The sequence below is a fragment of the Pseudomonas putida genome (genome assembly GCF_022627325.1).
In the GTDB taxonomy this organism is placed as follows: Bacteria; Pseudomonadota; Gammaproteobacteria; order Pseudomonadales; family Pseudomonadaceae; genus Aquipseudomonas; species Aquipseudomonas putida_X.
The window spans coordinates 121,011-137,368 of sequence record NZ_JAETZZ010000013.1; the positions used below are offsets into that span (position 1 = coordinate 121,011).

General features: G+C 61.4%; 19 protein-coding genes and 1 riboswitch. Of the genes, 12 read left to right on the forward strand and 7 right to left on the reverse strand.

The annotated features are described in order from the left end of the window. The first annotated feature begins 151 nt into the window (after nucleotides 1–151). From JNA92_RS20320 to JNA92_RS20335, 4 genes are all read left to right on the forward strand, one after another. Complete coding sequence (locus tag JNA92_RS20320; RefSeq protein ID WP_012316248.1) at nucleotides 152–709, forward strand: hypoxanthine-guanine phosphoribosyltransferase; 558 nt, start codon at nucleotides 152–154, stop codon at nucleotides 707–709. Between the two features lie 2 nt (nucleotides 710–711). Further along, nucleotides 712–1,185 carry a WbuC family cupin fold metalloprotein gene (locus JNA92_RS20325; RefSeq protein ID WP_241806332.1) on the forward strand — a complete coding sequence of 158 codons (474 nt, stop codon included), beginning with the start codon at nucleotides 712–714 and terminating at the stop codon, nucleotides 1,183–1,185. Nucleotides 1,186–1,238: 53 nt separating this feature from the next. Next, nucleotides 1,239–1,709, forward strand: coding sequence for a hypothetical protein (locus JNA92_RS20330; RefSeq protein WP_241806333.1), 471 nt, complete (start codon nucleotides 1,239–1,241; stop codon nucleotides 1,707–1,709). A 67-nt stretch (nucleotides 1,710–1,776) separates the two neighbouring features. Further along, nucleotides 1,777–2,067 (forward strand): PA4642 family protein, encoded by a 291-nt coding sequence (locus tag JNA92_RS20335; protein WP_241806334.1) that lies wholly within the window; start codon nucleotides 1,777–1,779, stop codon nucleotides 2,065–2,067. 128 nt (nucleotides 2,068–2,195) lie between these two features. Here JNA92_RS20335 and mqo read toward each other — a convergent pair whose 3' ends face one another. Continuing rightward, nucleotides 2,196–3,701 carry a malate dehydrogenase (quinone) gene (mqo, locus tag JNA92_RS20340; RefSeq protein WP_241806335.1) on the reverse strand — a complete coding sequence of 502 codons (1,506 nt, stop codon included), beginning with the start codon at nucleotides 3,699–3,701 and terminating at the stop codon, nucleotides 2,196–2,198. Between the two features lie 604 nt (nucleotides 3,702–4,305). Then, nucleotides 4,306–4,539 (reverse strand): hypothetical protein, encoded by a 234-nt coding sequence (locus JNA92_RS20345; RefSeq protein ID WP_241806336.1) that lies wholly within the window; start codon nucleotides 4,537–4,539, stop codon nucleotides 4,306–4,308. Nucleotides 4,540–4,731: 192 nt separating this feature from the next. Between JNA92_RS20345 and JNA92_RS20350 the strand changes: the two genes are divergently transcribed. Further along, nucleotides 4,732–5,316 carry a YajG family lipoprotein gene (locus JNA92_RS20350; RefSeq protein WP_241806337.1) on the forward strand — a complete coding sequence of 195 codons (585 nt, stop codon included), beginning with the start codon at nucleotides 4,732–4,734 and terminating at the stop codon, nucleotides 5,314–5,316. 71 nt (nucleotides 5,317–5,387) lie between these two features. On the opposite strand, the gene JNA92_RS20355 is transcribed toward JNA92_RS20350, so the two are convergent. After that, nucleotides 5,388–5,594 carry a hypothetical protein gene (locus JNA92_RS20355; RefSeq protein WP_241806338.1) on the reverse strand — a complete coding sequence of 69 codons (207 nt, stop codon included), beginning with the start codon at nucleotides 5,592–5,594 and terminating at the stop codon, nucleotides 5,388–5,390. Between the two features lie 160 nt (nucleotides 5,595–5,754). Between JNA92_RS20355 and JNA92_RS20360 the strand changes: the two genes are divergently transcribed. Next, complete coding sequence (locus JNA92_RS20360; RefSeq protein WP_241806339.1) at nucleotides 5,755–6,015, forward strand: hypothetical protein; 261 nt, start codon at nucleotides 5,755–5,757, stop codon at nucleotides 6,013–6,015. 31 nt (nucleotides 6,016–6,046) lie between these two features. Here the strand turns inward: JNA92_RS20360 and JNA92_RS20365 are convergent, their stop codons facing one another. Continuing rightward, nucleotides 6,047–7,216, reverse strand: a complete 1,170-nt coding sequence (locus JNA92_RS20365) for a 1-acyl-sn-glycerol-3-phosphate acyltransferase (RefSeq protein WP_241806340.1) — start codon at nucleotides 7,214–7,216, stop codon at nucleotides 6,047–6,049. A 122-nt stretch (nucleotides 7,217–7,338) separates the two neighbouring features. Between JNA92_RS20365 and JNA92_RS20370 the strand changes: the two genes are divergently transcribed. From JNA92_RS20370 to JNA92_RS20385, 4 genes are all read left to right on the forward strand, one after another. Next, nucleotides 7,339–7,524, forward strand: a complete 186-nt coding sequence (locus tag JNA92_RS20370; protein WP_012316238.1) for a CPXCG motif-containing cysteine-rich protein — start codon at nucleotides 7,339–7,341, stop codon at nucleotides 7,522–7,524. Beyond that, entirely contained in the window at nucleotides 7,524–7,784 is a 261-nt protein-coding gene (locus JNA92_RS20375) for a putative signal transducing protein (protein WP_115273872.1), read from the forward strand. The genes JNA92_RS20370 and JNA92_RS20375 overlap by 1 nt, the downstream gene beginning before the upstream one ends. A 15-nt stretch (nucleotides 7,785–7,799) precedes the next feature. Next, a complete protein-coding gene (locus JNA92_RS20380; protein ID WP_241806341.1) occupies nucleotides 7,800–8,420 on the forward strand; it encodes an SOS response-associated peptidase in 621 nt (206 codons plus the stop codon). Between the two features lie 97 nt (nucleotides 8,421–8,517). After that, nucleotides 8,518–9,333, forward strand: coding sequence for a M48 family metallopeptidase (locus tag JNA92_RS20385; protein ID WP_241806342.1), 816 nt, complete (start codon nucleotides 8,518–8,520; stop codon nucleotides 9,331–9,333). A 106-nt stretch (nucleotides 9,334–9,439) separates the two neighbouring features. Here the strand turns inward: JNA92_RS20385 and JNA92_RS20390 are convergent, their stop codons facing one another. The 3 genes from JNA92_RS20390 to JNA92_RS20400 form a co-directional block, all read right to left on the reverse strand. After that, on the reverse strand, nucleotides 9,440–10,024 hold the full coding sequence (locus JNA92_RS20390; RefSeq protein WP_241806377.1) for a TMEM165/GDT1 family protein: 585 nt from the start codon (nucleotides 10,022–10,024) through the stop codon (nucleotides 9,440–9,442). 90 nt (nucleotides 10,025–10,114) lie between these two features. Then, nucleotides 10,115–10,235: riboswitch (yybP-ykoY riboswitch) on the reverse strand. Between the two features lie 42 nt (nucleotides 10,236–10,277). After that, nucleotides 10,278–11,273, reverse strand: a complete 996-nt coding sequence (locus tag JNA92_RS20395; RefSeq protein WP_241806343.1) for a class I SAM-dependent methyltransferase — start codon at nucleotides 11,271–11,273, stop codon at nucleotides 10,278–10,280. Nucleotides 11,274–11,326: 53 nt separating this feature from the next. Then, on the reverse strand, nucleotides 11,327–12,292 hold the full coding sequence (locus JNA92_RS20400) for a 2-hydroxyacid dehydrogenase (protein ID WP_241806344.1): 966 nt from the start codon (nucleotides 12,290–12,292) through the stop codon (nucleotides 11,327–11,329). A gap of 161 nt (nucleotides 12,293–12,453) precedes the next feature. Here JNA92_RS20400 and JNA92_RS20405 point away from each other — a divergent pair, with 161 nt between their 5' ends. Both JNA92_RS20405 and JNA92_RS20410 read left to right on the forward strand, forming a co-directional pair. After that, on the forward strand, nucleotides 12,454–14,136 hold the full coding sequence (locus JNA92_RS20405) for a fatty acid--CoA ligase (protein WP_241806345.1): 1,683 nt from the start codon (nucleotides 12,454–12,456) through the stop codon (nucleotides 14,134–14,136). 331 nt (nucleotides 14,137–14,467) lie between these two features. After that, nucleotides 14,468–16,354 (forward strand): DUF1302 domain-containing protein, encoded by a 1,887-nt coding sequence (locus JNA92_RS20410; RefSeq protein ID WP_241806346.1) that lies wholly within the window; start codon nucleotides 14,468–14,470, stop codon nucleotides 16,352–16,354. The last annotated feature ends 4 nt before the right edge of the window (nucleotides 16,355–16,358 follow it).

The following is a 16,358-nucleotide window of genomic DNA, read 5'->3' on the forward strand; positions in this document are numbered from 1 at the left end:
TCCGAAAGGCGGGCAAAAAAACCGCGCTAGATTAATCTATTCAGCCTTTGCTGTCGTGCAGTCCTTTTGCACGTTAGTCCATAAATGCTTGATCTGTGACGAGCGGATGCGTACCTTTGCCCGCTTTTCCAAAATCCCCCTGGAGAGCGCAATGTCCGCTGATCTCGAGCACATCCGTCAAGTCATGCGCGAGGCAGACTGCCTGTACAACGAAGCCGAAGTCGAAGCGGCCATTGCCAAGGTTGGCGAGCAGATCTGCAAGGACCTGCACGACAAGAACCCGGTGGTGTTCTGTGTCATGAACGGAGGCCTGATCTTCGCTGGCAAGCTGCTGACCCACCTGCAGTTCCCGCTGGAGGCCTCGTACCTGCATGCCACGCGTTATCGCAACCAGACCAGTGGCGGTGAGCTGTTCTGGAAGGCTAAGCCTGAGGTGTCGTTCATCGATCGTGACGTGTTGATCGTCGACGATATCCTCGACGAGGGTCACACCCTCAGTGCCATCATCGAGTTCTGCAAGCATGCTGGCGCCCGCTCGGTGCACACTGCGGTGCTGATCGACAAAGACCACGACCGCAAGGCCAGCCCGGATCTGAAGGCCAGCTATGTGGGCCTGCCGTGCATCGATCGCTACATCTTCGGTTATGGCATGGACTATAAAGGTTACTGGCGTAACGCGAACGGCATCTTCGCCGTCAAGGGACTGTGATCATGAGCCAGCCTGCTTTCATCGACCAAGCGTTGTTTGCCGGGCTGGCGCAAAAAGCCGCCGACGCACCGCGTGGTCGCTACCATCACAACTTCCATGACATGCAGGACCCCTGTCACCGTTTGGCAGTGGGCTTGCAGCCGTCCACTTACATCGCGCCTCACCGGCACCTGAGCGAGGACAAGGCCGAGACCTTGTTGGCGCTCAAAGGCCGCTTGGGGCTGCTGATGTTCGATGAGCAGGGTGCCGTCATCGACAAGCGCGTGCTCGAGGCCGGTGGCGACTGCCTTGGCGTGGACCTGCGCCCGGGCATCTTCCATTCTTTGGTGGTGCTTGAGGCAGACAGCATCCTGTTCGAATGCAAGGCGGGCCCGTACCGGCCTTTGGCCGACGGCGAGCATGCACCTTGGGCGCCGCGTGAAGGCGAAGAGGGTGTTGCCCAGTATCACGCCTGGATGCTCGCGCAGTTCGATTGACAGCCCCTGTCGTTGCGCGTGCTAGAGTGCGCCTTCATGCCAAGGAGCCTCACATGCGTGCGATCGTTCCCCTGTTGCTGGCGGTCAGCCTGCCTCTTGCCGCCGCACCGCTGCACAGCCAGTTTCTCCCGCCCGATGACCAGGCCCTGCGCCAGGAAGCGCCGACCGGCCAGCAACTGTTGCAGGTCACCGACTACTCGGTAGTGGTTGGGGCGCAGCGCCAATCTGATCAACAGCCCATTCCGATCACAGCCTCCTTGCAGATGCGCCTCAAAGGCAAGCCGCTGAGTAAAGGTGCGACCATCAGCCAGGTGTTGCTCACCTTCGAGGGCGAGGCCGGCAAGAGCCTGAAAAAGCCGGTGTATGACGACAAGACCCGTACGTTGAGCCTGAATTATCCGGTCAGCGACTACCGAGTGGTGATGGACCTGCTGCGCAACGAGACGGTGTATGTACAGTTTCTGACCTACCCCAACGGCCATGTCTGGGCCGACTTGCACACGGGTACCGTACGTACGCGTTGAGACGTGCTGCGTGTGGGGGGTAAACTGCCGGCCTTCGAAATCCGTGATGGTCCAGTTGGAGCCGGCAATGCGCAAAGACAAGAAGCAGGTGATTGGTGACGAAATCAGCGACGACTATATCAAGTCGTTCCTTCAGTTTGAGCCTGCGGATGGTGTGACCTCACCTTCTCAGCACAAGCTGATCAAGGCTTACCGCGGTTTGCGTGTCGACGATTTCGAGCGTTTCGTAGGGTTCTTCGTCGAAGCCGGGTTGGACCTGGATGGCAAAGACGAACAGGGCAAGACCTTCGTCGAAGTGATCGCCGATCAGCGCAATGCGGCTGAGTACATCGAGATCATCGAAAAAGCCCGGGGCTGACTGATCCCCAGGCACAAAAAACGCCCCAGCGGCGATGCCATACAGTTAGTGTGATCAGGGCCGCAAAGCGGCCCTGGATCACCTAACTGACAGGCATAACCCCAAGGGGCGTTTTCGTCTCAGCCGGTTCAGGCGTAATGCTTGGCCGGGCTGTTCTCTACCAGGTCCAGCGCCTCATCATTCTCGGCACTGATCTTGTGGTACAGAGCTGCATCGGTGGCCAAGGTCTTCTCGCGAGCCGGGAAGATTTCCTTGAGCTTGGCGGCCCAGGCGCCCTTGGTCTGCTCGGGGAAGCAGCGTTCGATCAGTTCAAGCATGATCGACACCGTCACCGATGCGCCAGGGGACGCGCCGAGCAGCGCTGCCAGGCTGCCGTCCTGTGCCGACACCAACTCGGTACCGAACTGCAGGATGCCGCCTTTTTTCGGATCCTTCTTGATGATCTGCACGCGCTGGCCAGCCACTTCCAGGCGCCAGTCTTCGGCCTTCGCCTGCGGGTAGAAGCGGCGCAGTGACTCGAGGCGCTGTTCCATCGACTGCATCACTTCGCTGACCAGGTACTTGGTCAGGTCCATGTTGTCGCGGGCAACGGCCAGCATCGGGCCAATGTTGCCCATGCGCACCGACAGCGGCAGGTCCATCAACGAGCCGTGCTTGAGGAACTTGGTAGTGAAGCCGGCGTAGGGGCCGAACAGCAGCGATGTGTTGCCGTCCACCACGCGGGTGTCCAGGTGCGGCACCGACATCGGCGGCGCGCCGACGGCGGCCTGGCTGTAGACCTTGGCCTGGTGCTGCTTGACGATTTCCGGGTTGTCGCAACGCAGCCACTGGCCGCTGACCGGGAAGCCGCCGAAGCCTTTGCCTTCCGGGATGCCCGACAGTTGCAGTAGCGGCAGTGCCGCGCCGCCGGCGCCGAGGAACACGAAGCGGGCGTCCACTTCACGGCTGCCGCCGCTGTTGACGTCCTTGATGCTGACGGTCCAGCCCGCGCCATTACGGCGCAGGCCAACGACCTTCTTGCTGTACTTGACCTGCGCATTCTGCGAGTCGCCCAGCAGCTTGAGCAGCTTGTTGGTCAGTGCGCCGAAGTTGACGTCGGTACCCTTGGTCACGCGGGTGGCGGCAATATGCTGGTCGGCCGGGCGGCCTGGCATCATCAACGGCATCCATTCATTCATCACCGCCTTGTCTTCGGTGTATTCCATCTCGGCGAAGGCGTGGTGCTGCTTGAGCAGCTCGAAACGCTTCTTGAGGAAGGCAACACCTTTGTCACCTTCGACGTAGCTCAGGTGCGGGACAGGGTTGATGAAGGCACGGGCCGGGCCGAAATTGCCTTTTTTGCTCAGGTAAGCCCAGAACTGGCGCGATACCTCGAACTGGGTGTTGATGTGCACGGCCTTCTTGATGTCGATGCTGCCATCGGCGGCCTGGGGCGTGTAGTTCAGCTCGCACAGGCCGGCATGGCCGGTGCCTGCGTTGTTCCAGGGGTTGGAGCTTTCCGCGGCCCCGGAGTCCATCGCCTCGACGACCTCAAGCTTCAGGGTCGGGTCGAGCTCCTTGAGCAGTACGGCCAGGGTGGCACTCATGATGCCCGCGCCTACCAGTACTACATCAACCGATTCGTTCTGCGCCATTTAACGCGTCTCCACAATCTACAGCTACCTAATTGACAGCATAGGACCCCAGGGGTGCCAGGATCGCCATGTCCGACTTTTCGCAGTTCTTGCAACTTCCGCGGACACCGCCAAATCAGTCTTCGGGTTCGTCTATTGAACGCCGTTTGCCCCAGGTGCGGCAATTCGACTTATGGTCAAGGTGTCGTGCGTGCGTTATGGAACGGATTCAGACACCCATGTGAAATGAGCGTATCAGCCGCCTGTTCAGGGCCGTTCGGGACACCTCTGTCGCTATTGCACATGCCAGACTGTTCATTTGCTCGCCACACTCTCGTGAAGTTGTGAAAACCGTTTTTTTCACGCTCTTTTGGAGACGTGAACCTCAAAAGGGGACTGCGCGATGGCAACCCACAGGTTCATGCAGTGCGAAGGGCCGGAAACGCAGGCACGACAGCCGATGCAAGACCTGAGTGGAAGGCTCTCTGTGGGCGAAGCGGTGAAGGTGCCGGGGTCAAACGGCAAATGCGGGGCCCGATCAGGAGACGTCCTTATAATCGGGGGGAGATTATAACGATGTCGCGGGCAGAAAGGTCGTTATTCGTGCTTTTTATTGCAGCGTTTGTCAGGCGGGCAGGGTGCGCCGCTGCCAATGGCGGCTTGCATGGGCGCAAACCCGGGCGCTGGCGGGCAGTGGGTGGCCCAGCCAGGCAAGCTGGATTTCCGTGACCTGCACCCAGCCGCTGTTGCCGGGTGGCTGGCTGCATTGCTTGAACCCCAGGCAGATGCCGTCGCCATTGAGGCGGGCATAGGTGGTGTGGCGCGAGCGTTGCAAGAGCAGGGTCCAGAGCGAGGCCATGGTGTTGAGTCCTGTGTGTTAGGGCTTGTGGCGAGGATAACCGCCGGACCATGAACCGCGTGTGACAGACTCCCCTGGTATCAAGCGGCAAGCCACAACAAGGCGCCCGCGGGCTTTTACTTCTAGCTTGCCGCTTGTAGCTTGCCGCTAGGTATACTGTGAGCCTTCGCCGCATTTTCTGGAGAAACACGCATGTTGCAACGTCTGTTGTTCGGTTTGCTTGCCGTGGCCAGCCTGAGCCTGGTGGGGTGTGCCCACAGCCCGCAACAACTCAGCCCGCAACCCAAGCTCAACGCCCAGCTCGCTCCGGTCGGCCACGGCCAGCCGGTGGTGGTCAAGGTAGTGGACGGCCGGGCTTCGCAGTCCCTGGGTACTCGTGGTGGCATGTACCCCGAGACCAGCACTATCAGTGTCAGTGGCAATGACATCGTGCCCAAAGTGCAGGCCCAGGCCGAGGCAGCCGTACGCCTGTTGGGCTTCACCCCCACGGCCAACGCCGGCAATGCGCCGCAGCTGACCGTGACCCTGGCCGAGTTGAAGTACCAGTCGCCCAAGGACAACCTGTACGTGACCGAAGCCACCATCGGCGCCACCTTCCGCGCCGATGTGTCGAACGCCAACCGCCGTTACAGCGGCCGCTATGGCGCCTCGTTGGACCAGCGCTTCGGCATGGCGCCCAACCAGGAAACCAACACCAAGCTGGTGAGTGACGTGCTGAGCGATGCGTTGACCCGCCTGTTCAAGGACCCGACCATCGGTCAGGTGCTGGGCGAATAAGCTTTCGCTGTAGCGAGAAAAAACCGCTGCCTGTTTGCCAGGCAGCGGTTTTTTTTGCTCGTGCACAGGCCTCAGGCCGCGTCGAAATGAAAGTCCAGCACGCTCACGCCCGTCAGCCGGTCCACCTCTGGCAAATGCTCATGCGCATGCCCGCCCAGCGCGCAATACACCAGCCACTGGCGGTCCTGGACATTGATGGCGAAACCATCGATCAACGCCTGCTGTTCATCGCTCTGGGCAACGAGATAGAGGCGATCCTGGTTTTCGGCGTGCAGCATGAACAGGCTCCGGCTTGGGAAAAGGCCGACAGGGTGGCCTGCCCTTATGACGAGCGTGTGACAGATGAAATTTAGTGACACTTTGTCGCCAATGTCGGGCGTCGGCGCCGGCCTTCGGTAGAATGCCGGCCTTCGCTGACGTTCTGACCGAGGTTGCGTGATGTCCTTGCAAGTGCTCTGGGGGGTTCTGGCCGCCCATCCGACCAAGCTGATCAATCTGCTGGCACTGTTGATGACCTGCCCGGGCGGGTTGCTGCTGCACAGTGCACGGCGTCGCCAGGCCATCACCCGCGAGAGCCTGGCAGCGGATGAAGGCCTGGTGGATGCGTTCGACCAGCGGGTGCCGCGCTATTACTATATTCTCGGCTTTGCCTGCCTGGCGATGGCCTTGCTGCTGTCCTGGTTCAGTACCTGGATCTGAACCCTGCGGGGCCGCCAGGCGGCCCCTGTAATCAGGCAACCGGTGCCTGTTGCCTGACCTGATACTGGTTGCGCACCGGGGTGGCGTATTGCAGCACCAGGTATGGCCGCTGCTCCTGCGGGCAGGCGTCCAGGCGGCGTTGCCATTCTTCCTTGGCTTTTGCCAGCTCCTCTGCGGGGAACACCTTCTCGGCGCTCGGCACCTGCAGTGCCTCATCCTTTTCGTCCCACATTGCATAGGCCAGGTAGTGCACCGGGAACAACCGGTAGCCACCCAGGATCTGCCGGTCGATCTCCTGCGCCAGCTGTTTGGTGTCCTCGTAGAACGCGGTTACCGGCGGGGCGAAGTTGATATGGACACGGCCCTTGTAGCCGGTGATGCCTTTGGCAATGCTGTTGTCGTCTTCACCTGGCGCTTTCTGGTAGGTACCGGTGGTCGCACGGATATACAGCTCGCGCGCCTTGGCCTGATCGCAAGGGTCGTACTCGTAGCTGATGGACACCGGGGTGAGGTTGAGGCCCTGGATCACTGCACCGAAAGGCTCGTCCTTGCGGCTCATGTGGAACATCTTGAGGATGGCCGAGTCGGTACGGTCATCACCATCCTTGGCACGGCCTTCGGCCTGGGCGATCCAGATCGAGGTACCGTCGTTGCGGATCGAATGGTTGATGTAGGCCGAGAGCAGCTGGTAGGCCGCGAGCTTTTCACGCCGGCCGCTGAGCGAGCGGTGGACGATGAAGCTCTTGTTCAGGCGCATCATGTCGCTGACGAATGGCTTTTGCAGCAGGTTGTCGCCAATGGCGATGCGTGGCGTCGGCAGGCCGGCGTGGTACACCGCGTAGTTGACGAAGGCCGGATCCATGACGATGTCACGGTGGTTGGCCAGGAACAGATAGGCGGTACCGGACTTGAGTTGCTCGACGCCTGTGTACGTGACCCCGTCGGTAGCGCGCTCGATGGTGTGGTCGACGTAGTATTCGACCTTGTCCTGCAACGTGGACACGCAGGTGACCCCGGCGAACTCCTTGCGCAGGCGGCGGGCGATCAGCGGCTTGAGCAGCCAGCCGAATGCCCCGGCTGCGCGCGGGAAGCGGAAGTGGGTGAGGATATCGAGGAATGCCGGGTCGCTGAGCAGGCGTGCCAGCACGGCAGGGACCTCAGCATCGTCGTACGGTCGGATGGCATCGAATTCGCCCATCATGCTCTCTTGTTGGAAACGGCTAGGGTAATAAGGTAGGGGTGGGGCCCGAAAAACGGCTCGGACACACGCAGGCCCTGTAAACAGACCGGCAATTATACGCATAAGTCACTGCGGAGGCCGCGATGCTGGAAACCGACTTCTACGATTGCCCTTATTGCGGCGAGCGCGTGGAAACCACCGTGGACATCTCCGGTGGCGACCAGATGTACACCGAAGACTGCCAGGTATGTTGTCAGCCGGTGGTTTTCATCCTGCAGGTGCACGGCGACGAATGGATGCTTGAAGTCAGACGCGAGGACGATGCCTGATGCGGCGGATCTACGAACCAGAAACGTTGCTGGAAGCAGAAATGCTCGCTGGCATGCTGGCCAGCGAGGGTATCGAGGTGCACCTGATCGGCCGTGACCTGATGGGCGGTGTTGGCGAGTTGCCGATGCAAGGCTTGCTCGGGCTTGCGGTGGCCGATGAGCAGGCCGGGTACGCACGGCAGCTGATCGATGCGTACAATGGTGCCCAGCCGCTTGTCGGCGACGAACCGGAGAGCTATCCCGGTACCTTGATCTGCTAGGTTCTGAATTCGCCCATGTGTGGACGCTATGCCCTGTTTCGCTGGCCCCAGGCGCTTGCCAGCCTGCCAGGCTTTCCTGCTGGCCAGCCGGCGCAATGGAATATCTCGCCCGGCGCTTCGGTGCTGATCCAGCGCCAGGTCGACGGCCAGATGCAAGTGGCCAAGGCACGCTGGGGCCTGACCCCGGCCTGGCTCACTGACCTCTCACGCACCCCCGCGCATGCCCGGGCCGAAACCTTGGCCGAGCAGCCCATGTTCCGCGAAGCGTTGCGTCTGCGGCGCTGCCTGATGCCCGCCAACGGCTTTTACGAATGGCGCGGCACGGCGCGCAAGCGCCCTTACTGGCTGACGCCGGGGGAGGGCGCGTCGTTGTGGTTCGCGGCCATATGGGAGGCTTATCCGGTCCAGGACCAGGTGTGGTTGAGCTGTGCGGTAGTGACCCAGGCGGCGATGAACCAGCGTCGGCCGCTGATCCTGGATGAGGCGGGGCAGGCTGCTTGGCTGGACCCTGACACGCCGCTGGCGCGTTTGCATGAGCTGCTCGCCAGCCCACCAGCCACGCTACGTGAACGTGCGTTGGCCAATTTCGTCAATGACCCGAAGCTGGATGCGCCCGAGTGCCTGACGCCGGCCTGATGGGGCCCTCACAGGCAAATAAAATCTTCCCTGCGGCTCTGGTAGCGCATGGGCGACTCGGCCTAGGATATCCCGCATGTAAAAAGGGAGTGTTTTCATGCGTAAGTCTTTTGTCGTCAGCCTGTTGAGTGCTGGCATCCTGCTGGCTGGCTGCCAGGCGGTCAATACCACCAGCGGGGGTGCTGTGGGCGTTGAGCGCAAGCAGTACATGTTCAGCATGCTCTCGACCGATGAGGTCAACCAGATGTACGCCCAGTCGTACCAGCAGACCCTCGGGGAAGCGTCGAGCAAGGGCGTGCTGGACAAGTCCAGCGCCGATGCCAAGCGCGTGCAGGTGATTGCCGACCGGCTGATCGCTCAGGCGCCGAAATTCCGCCCTGATGCCGCGCAGTGGCAGTGGGAGGTCAATGTGATCAAGAGCGATGAGCTCAACGCCAACTGCGGCCCTGGCGGCAAGATCATCGTCTACACCGGTCTGATCGACCAGCTCAAGCTCACCGATGCCGAGATTGCCGCCGTGGTTGGCCATGAAATCGCGCATGCCTTGCGTGAGCACAGCCGCGAGGCGATGTCCAAGGCTTATGGTGTGGAAATGGCCCGCCAGGGTGCAGGTGCGTTGTTTGGCCTTGGCCAGAACAGTATTGCGCTGGCAGACCAGGTGGTGAACTACGCGATGACCCTGCCCAACAGCCGTGCCAATGAAAACGAAGCCGACCTGATCGGCTTGGAGCTGTCGGCACGTGCCGGCTACGACCCGAATGCCGCGATCACCTTGTGGAACAAGATGAGCAAGGCGTCCGAAGGCGCACCGCCTGAGTTCATGAGCACTCACCCGGCGTCCGAGAGCCGGATCGCCTCGTTACAGGCGGCGATTCCCAAAGTCATGCCTCTGTACCAGGCCGCCAAGAAGTAACAGCAGCTTCAAGCTTCAAGCTTCAAGCTGCAAGCAAGAGCAAGAGCAGTACGCGTATGTCTGCCTCTCTCGTACAGCTTGCAGCTTGCAGCTTGCAGCTTGCAGCTTAACCCCCCACCCAGCCGCTGGCTTTCATGGCCGAGTAGACAGCGACGATTGCCAGCACGATGAAGGCTGTTGCGGCGAGGCGGCGAATCAGCGTCAGCGGCAGCTTTTCTGCGGCAAAATTGCCCGCCAGGACTACCGGTACATTCGCAATCAGCATGCCCAGCGTAGTACCGATGATGACCATGATCAGGTGCGGGTACTGAGCTGCCAGCATCACCGTCGCAACCTGGGTCTTGTCACCGATCTCGGCCAGGAAGAATGCGATCAGCGTGGTCAGGAACGGGCCGAAACGTCGCGCAGGGTTTTCATCGTCATCCATCTTGTCCGGCACCAGGGTCCACAGGGCCGTCGCAGTGAAGCTCGCAGCCAGTATCCAGTGCAGCGCTGTCTCGCTGAAGAACCCGCTGACCCAGGCACCCACTGCACCTGCTGCGGCATGATTGGCCAAGGTGGCGGCGATGATGCCGGCGATGATCGGCCACGGCTTGCGGAAGCGGGCAGCGAGAATGAGCGCGAGCAGCTGCGTCTTGTCGCCAATTTCGGCTAACGCGACGATCGCGGTGGGTACGAGAAGAGATTCCAGCATCAGGATTCCTATGGGGGCGGGTCGACACGGCTATGACACGTACAGCCTCCCCGCCCCGGGTAAGGTGTGCGTGTCATAGGTCTTGTCAAACCCCGGATCCGTCTGCGCAGATCGTGGGTCGCACGCGCCATGGCCTGTGGGCCAAGTGTGTTGACGCGTGCCGGGCAAGCAGGTTGCTTGCGGGAGACTACTCCCCTAGGACGGTGCGGATTCTGCCTAGGCGAAACGGTTTGGGCAAGCCCTGTTTTTGTCAGCGTGTTGCCTGATAGATGCGAAAGCCGTCTGCCTCGGCGCAGGTCCGGCAGTTGCCCAGAGCGCCTTCGATCAGCGGCTGATAACGCAGGAAGCTATTGGCAACCAAGCGCATTTCGCCGCCTTTTCGCAGATGTTGCCCTGATTTTTTCAGCAGGTTTTCCGAAGCCTGATAGTTGGTATGCACCCCGGTATGGAACGGTGGGTTGCTCAGGATCAGGCTCAAGTCGCCGGGCGCAGCATCGATACCGTCGCCACTGATGACTTCACCTTCCAGCTGATTGGCCGCCAGTGTCAGGCGGCTGGCGGCCACGGCGAAGGCGTCCACGTCCAGCATCGTGACCCGGCTCTGGGGGTAACGGCGTTTGACCGTGGCGCCGAGTACGCCGGCACCACAACCGAAGTCCAGTACATGGCCCACGGGCAGGTTATCCAAGTGTTTGAGCAGCAACGCCGTGCCGCGGTCCAGACGGCCGTGGCTGAACACCCCAGGCAGGCTGACCACTTGCAGTGGGCCGTCCTCCAGCTCGAGCGTGAAGCGTTCGGCCAGGCTTTCCAGTGGCTTGGCTTCGGGCGTGTTGTCCACGGTGACCTGCCACAGTTGGCAATGCCGGGCACTGTCGAGCTTGCGTGGTTTGCCCAAGGCTTGCAGATGCTTGGCCGCACCTTCGATGCCGCCGCGTTTTTCGCCCACCAGATAGAGCTCGCCACCACCCAGGCGTGACGCCAGTGCGTTAACCAAGTAGGCCGCCAGTTCGCGCGACTTGGGCAGGTACAGCACTGCCGCCTCGAAGGGGACCGGCGGCACGTCGACGCCGTAATGGCTGCGCCCGGCAAAGCGGGCGTCGAGCATGGCCTGATCGCCCGCATGCCACGTCCAGGCCTGAGCCTGCGGCAACTGGCCGAGCAGGTCATCGGCGGGGGCGCCGGCAATCAGCAGCCGACCCTGGAACAGGTCCGCCTGGCGGAGCAAAACTTCACTGCGCGGGTCCATGGACGACGCCTCCTGAAAAAAGTGGCGCAGTGTAGCAGAGCCTGCCCTTGCCCTCAGCTGACCACGCGGCGTGGTTGGCCGGCAAAGAATGCCTGGGTGTTCTCGCTGAGCTGGCCGACGATGCGCTGGCGCGACTCCACCGCGCCCCAGGCGCTATGCGGTGTGATCAGCAGGCGCGGGATGTCGCTGGCCAGCAGCGGGTTGCCGTTGACCGGTGGCTCGACGCTCAGTACATCGGTGGCAGCGCCGCCCAGATGGCCGCGACGCAGGGTTTCAGCCAGGGCGTGCTCGTCGATCAGGCCGCCGCGGGCAGTATTGACCACCAGCGCGCCGGGCTTGAGCAAGGCCAGCTCACGTGCACCGATCATATGCCGGGTGTGTTCGTTGAGAGGGCAGTGCAGGGTCAGGGCATCGACTTGCGGCAGCAATTCGTCCAGCGGCAGGCGATCGTCGCGCGCCGGGCGCCCGGGGATCTGCCCGCTCAACACGCGCATGCCAAAGGCTTGCGCCAGCCGCGCGACGGCGCCACCGAGTTCACCATGGCCGAGCAGGCCCAGTGTTTTGCCTTCCAGTTCCACGATCGGGAAGTCCAGCAGGCAGAACTGGCTGGCCTTGGCCCATTGCCCCTCGGCCACCGCCCGGTTGTAGTCGCACAGGCGCGTGGCCAACGCCAGCAGCAGGGCCAGGGTGTGTTGTGCCACCGAGGGTGTGCCGTAGCCCTGGCAGTTGCAGACCGTGATGCCCTGGGCGCGGGCGGCAGCCAGGTCGACGTTGTTGGTGCCGGTGGCGGCGACCAGGATCAGCTTGAGCTGTGGGTTGGCAGCCAGGGCGTTGGCGTCGAGCATGACCTTGTTGCTGATCACCGCAACAGCGCCCTGCAGGCGCTCGGCTACCTGATCCGGGCGGGTGGCGTCGTACAGTTCGAAGGCGTCGAACTGGCTCTGCAGCGGTGATAGGTCGAGGTCACCAAGGTCCAGGGATTTATGGTCGAGAAACACGGCGCGACGCGGGCTGGGCATAGGTACGGCTCCAGTGGCAGGGCAAGGGTTGGTCCATCGACCGCACAATGCCACTCATACCTCGCGCAGCCAAATCATTCCTTCGGCTGATTTGACCGTCACATTGACGAACTACAGTAGGTAACAGACTTGTCCGGCCAGCTTTTCAAGAAGGGATAACCATGCTGCAGACCCGCATCATCAAGCCCGCCGAGGGCGCCTACAGCTTTCCTCTGCTGATCAAACGCCTGCTGATGTCCGGCAGCCGCTATGAAAAGACCCGCGAAATCGTCTATCGCGACCAGTTGCGGCTGACTTATCCACAGCTCAACGAACGTATCGCCCGCCTGGCCAACGTGCTGACCGAAGCCGGGGTCAAGGCCGGTGACACCGTGGCGGTGATGGATTGGGACAGCCACCGTTATCTGGAATGCATGTTCGCCATCCCGATGATCGGCGCGGTGGTGCACACCATCAACGTGCGCCTGTCGCCTGAGCAGATTCTCTACACCATGAACCACGCCGAGGACCGCTTCGTGCTGGTCAACAGCGATTTTGTCGGCCTTTACCAGTCCATTGCCGGGCAGTTGACCACGGTCGACAAGACCCTGCTGCTGACCGATGGCCCGGACAAGACCGCCGAGTTGCCGAACCTGGTGGGCGAGTACGAGCAGTTGCTCGCTGCGGCCAGCGCGCAGTACGACTTCCCGGACTTCGACGAGAACTCGGTCGCCACCACGTTCTACACCACCGGCACCACAGGTAACCCCAAGGGCGTTTACTTCACCCATCGCCAGTTGGTGCTGCACACCTTGGCCGAGGCTTCGGTGACCGGCAGTATCGACAGCGTCCGCCTGCTTGGCAGCAATGATGTGTACATGCCCATCACCCCCATGTTTCACGTGCATGCCTGGGGCATCCCGTATGCGGCCACCATGCTCGGCATGAAGCAGGTGTACCCGGGCCGCTACGAGCCCGACATGCTGATCAAGCTGTGGCGGGACGAAAAGGTCACCTTCTCGCACTGCGTGCCCACCATCCTGCAGATGTTGCTCAATTGCCCGAGCTCCCAGGGCCAGCACTTCGGCGGCTGGAAGATCATCATCGGTGGCAGTGCGCTCAACCGCTCGCTTTATCAGGCGGCGCTGGCCCGGGGTATTCAGCTGACTGCAGCCTATGGCATGTCCGAGACCTGCCCGCTGATTTCTGCCGCGCACCTGAACGATGAGCTGCAGGCCGGCAGCGAAGACGAACGCGTGACCTACCGCATCAAGGCAGGTGTGCCGGTGCCACTGGTGGAGGCAGCGATCGTCGATGGCGATGGCAATTTCCTCCCGGCAGATGGCGAGACTCAAGGCGAGCTGGTGTTGCGTGCCCCTTGGTTGACCATGGGCTACTTCAAGGAACCGCAAAAAAGCGAGGAGCTGTGGCAGGGTGGCTGGCTGCACACCGGTGACGTCGCCACGCTCGACGGCATGGGTTACATAGACATCCGCGACCGCATCAAAGACGTTATCAAGACCGGGGGCGAATGGATCTCCTCTCTGGACCTCGAGGACCTGATCAGCCGCCATCCTGATGTGCGTGAGGTTGCCGTGGTTGGGGTCGCCGACCCGCAGTGGGGTGAGCGCCCGTTTGCCCTGCTGGTGGTGCGTGACGGCCAGATGGTCGATGCCAAGGCGTTGAAGGAGCACCTCAAGCCGTTTGTGGAACAAGGTCACATCAACAAGTGGGCGATTCCCTGCCAGATCGCCGTTGTTACAGAAATTCCCAAGACCAGTGTCGGGAAACTCGACAAGAAGCGCATCCGCCAGGACATCGTCCAGTGGCAGGCAAGTAACAGCGCCTTCCTTTCCACCCTGTAACCGCATGGCGGGTCGTGTGCCCCGCAACACGACCCGCAGGCCAGAGCGGCTGGCACCTTGCCATTCAGTAAAAATCGGCCATGCTTGAGCACTGCCGGTGCGCAACCTGGTTACACGCCAGGGCGAATTGGCCAAGGGAATGCAAATCACACTTTAGAGGGATCAAGCACCTTGGTCGGCTGGCTATAGTCGGGGCCAGGGGATTTTCAGGAATGGGGGAGGGCGACACGCGCAACACGTGTCGTCACGGGCGCAAGCCTGAACACCGGTCGCACGGGCCGTTCTTGAAAGGACTCACTGCCATAACAAAAAAGTACATGGAGTAGCGTCGATGACATCTGCATACCCGTTCTGGCGTCGGGCCAAGCTGCCTTTGGCCGTCAGCCTTGCTTCCACGCTCGCAAGCCCTGCTTTCGCGGTCAGTTTCAACATCGGGGAAATCGAAGGCCAGTTCGACTCGTCGCTCTCTGTCGGGGCCAGCTGGTCGACCGCCAACCCGAACAGCAACCTGATCGGGGTCAATAACGGCGGCAAGGGTCTTTCGCAAACTTCGGACGATGGTCACCTCAACTTCAAGAAAGGTGAAACCTTCTCGAAGATCTTCAAAGGCATCCATGACCTTGAACTGAAGTACGGGGACACCGGGATCTTCGTGCGGGGCAAGTACTGGTACGACTTTGAACTCAAGGACGAAAACCGCGAGTTCAAGGACATCAGTGACTCCAACCGCAAGGAGGGCGCCAAGTCCTCCGGTTCCCAGCTGCTCGATGCCTTTGTCTACCACAACTACTCGATCGGTGATCAGCCCGGCTCGGTGCGTCTGGGCAAGCAGGTGGTGAGCTGGGGTGAAAGCACGTTCATCGGCGGTGGTATCAACTCGATCAACCCGATCGACGTGTCCGCCTTCCGCCGCCCTGGTGCGGAGATCAAGGAAGGCCTGATCCCGGTCAACATGTTCTACATCTCGCAGAGCCTGACCGACAACCTTTCGGCCGAAGCCTTCTACCAGATCGAGTGGGACCAGACCGTCGTAGATAACTGCGGTACCTTCTTCTCGCAGCCCGACATCATTGCTGATGGCTGCACCGACAACCTGCGCGTGCTCAACAGCAGCCGCACAGTGCCTGCAGCCGCCCGGCAGTTTCTTGCCACCCGTGGCGTGAACATCAACGAGGAAGGGGTGATGGTGGCCCGTGGCGCCGACCGCGACGCCCGCGACAGCGGCCAGTTCGGTGTCGCCCTACGCTACATGTTCGATCCGCTGGACACCGAGTTCGGTGCCTACTTCATGAACTATCACAGTCGGGCGCCCATTTTCAGTGCAACCGGTGCATCGCCATCGGTGTTCGCAGGCCTGAGCGCGCTGCCAGCGCAGCTGCGTGCCCTGGCACCGCTGATCGTGGCGGGTAACTCCCAGTATTTCGTCGAGTACCCTGAAGACATCCGCCTGTATGGCCTGAGCTTCTCCACCACGCTGCCCACCGGTACCGCATGGAGTGGTGAGATCAGCTACCGCCCGAATGCGCCAGTGCAGTTGAACACTACCGATATCCTGTTCGCTGGGGTGCGTCCAATAGGTGGCGCGTTGAGCAACGCCTCGCTGCTCACTGGCACGCCAGGGCAAGACCTGAACGGTTACCGCCGCAAAGAAATCACTCAGTTCCAGACCACCCTGACGCACTTCTTTGACCAGGTGATGGGTGCCAGCCGAATGACTGTGGTCGGCGAACTGGGGGTCACCCATGTCGGTGGCCTGGAAAACGCGCGCGAAACCCGCTACGGCCGTGATCCTGTGTTCGGCCCTGGTCCACTGCCAGCCACGGGTGGCGCCGACACCTGCCAGGCGCTCAATGCTAGCACCATCGCTGGCGCCGGTGCTGGTGCCTCGACCGCCAACCTGAACCGCAAGTGCGAAAACGACGGCTATACCACCAGCACTTCTTGGGGTTACCGCGCCCGGGTCATCTGGGATTACAACGACGTGTTTGCCGGGGTCAACCTCAAGCCCAACGTGGCCTGGTCGCATGACGTATCCGGTTATTCACCCGGCCCTGGTGGCAACTTCGAGGAAGGTCGCAAGGCCGTCAGCCTGGGCCTGGATGCCGAATACCAGAACACCTACACCGCGAGCCTGTCGTACACCAATTTCTTCGACGGCAAGTACAGCACCGTGGATGATCGCGACTTCGTCGCCCTCAGCTTCGGCGTGAACTTCTAAGCAC

Excerpts from the sequence above, each read along its gene's own strand:
- JNA92_RS20320 (WP_012316248.1), top strand. The coding sequence starts at position 152 with ATGTCCGCTGATCTCGAGCACATCCGTCAAGTCATGCGCGAGGCAGAC.
- JNA92_RS20325 (WP_241806332.1), top strand. The coding sequence starts at position 712 with ATGAGCCAGCCTGCTTTCATCGACCAAGCGTTGTTTGCCGGGCTGGCG.
- JNA92_RS20330 (WP_241806333.1), top strand. The coding sequence starts at position 1,239 with ATGCGTGCGATCGTTCCCCTGTTGCTGGCGGTCAGCCTGCCTCTTGCC.
- JNA92_RS20335 (WP_241806334.1), top strand. The coding sequence starts at position 1,777 with ATGCGCAAAGACAAGAAGCAGGTGATTGGTGACGAAATCAGCGACGAC.
- mqo (WP_241806335.1), bottom strand. The coding sequence starts at position 3,701 with ATGGCGCAGAACGAATCGGTTGATGTAGTACTGGTAGGCGCGGGCATC.
- JNA92_RS20345 (WP_241806336.1), bottom strand. The coding sequence starts at position 4,539 with ATGGCCTCGCTCTGGACCCTGCTCTTGCAACGCTCGCGCCACACCACC.
- JNA92_RS20350 (WP_241806337.1), top strand. The coding sequence starts at position 4,732 with ATGTTGCAACGTCTGTTGTTCGGTTTGCTTGCCGTGGCCAGCCTGAGC.
- JNA92_RS20355 (WP_241806338.1), bottom strand. The coding sequence starts at position 5,594 with ATGCTGCACGCCGAAAACCAGGATCGCCTCTATCTCGTTGCCCAGAGC.
- JNA92_RS20360 (WP_241806339.1), top strand. The coding sequence starts at position 5,755 with ATGTCCTTGCAAGTGCTCTGGGGGGTTCTGGCCGCCCATCCGACCAAG.
- JNA92_RS20365 (WP_241806340.1), bottom strand. The coding sequence starts at position 7,216 with ATGATGGGCGAATTCGATGCCATCCGACCGTACGACGATGCTGAGGTC.
- JNA92_RS20370 (WP_012316238.1), top strand. The coding sequence starts at position 7,339 with ATGCTGGAAACCGACTTCTACGATTGCCCTTATTGCGGCGAGCGCGTG.
- JNA92_RS20375 (WP_115273872.1), top strand. The coding sequence starts at position 7,524 with ATGCGGCGGATCTACGAACCAGAAACGTTGCTGGAAGCAGAAATGCTC.
- JNA92_RS20380 (WP_241806341.1), top strand. The coding sequence starts at position 7,800 with ATGTGTGGACGCTATGCCCTGTTTCGCTGGCCCCAGGCGCTTGCCAGC.
- JNA92_RS20385 (WP_241806342.1), top strand. The coding sequence starts at position 8,518 with ATGCGTAAGTCTTTTGTCGTCAGCCTGTTGAGTGCTGGCATCCTGCTG.
- JNA92_RS20395 (WP_241806343.1), bottom strand. The coding sequence starts at position 11,273 with ATGGACCCGCGCAGTGAAGTTTTGCTCCGCCAGGCGGACCTGTTCCAG.
- JNA92_RS20400 (WP_241806344.1), bottom strand. The coding sequence starts at position 12,292 with ATGCCCAGCCCGCGTCGCGCCGTGTTTCTCGACCATAAATCCCTGGAC.
- JNA92_RS20405 (WP_241806345.1), top strand. The coding sequence starts at position 12,454 with ATGCTGCAGACCCGCATCATCAAGCCCGCCGAGGGCGCCTACAGCTTT.
- JNA92_RS20410 (WP_241806346.1), top strand. The coding sequence starts at position 14,468 with ATGACATCTGCATACCCGTTCTGGCGTCGGGCCAAGCTGCCTTTGGCC.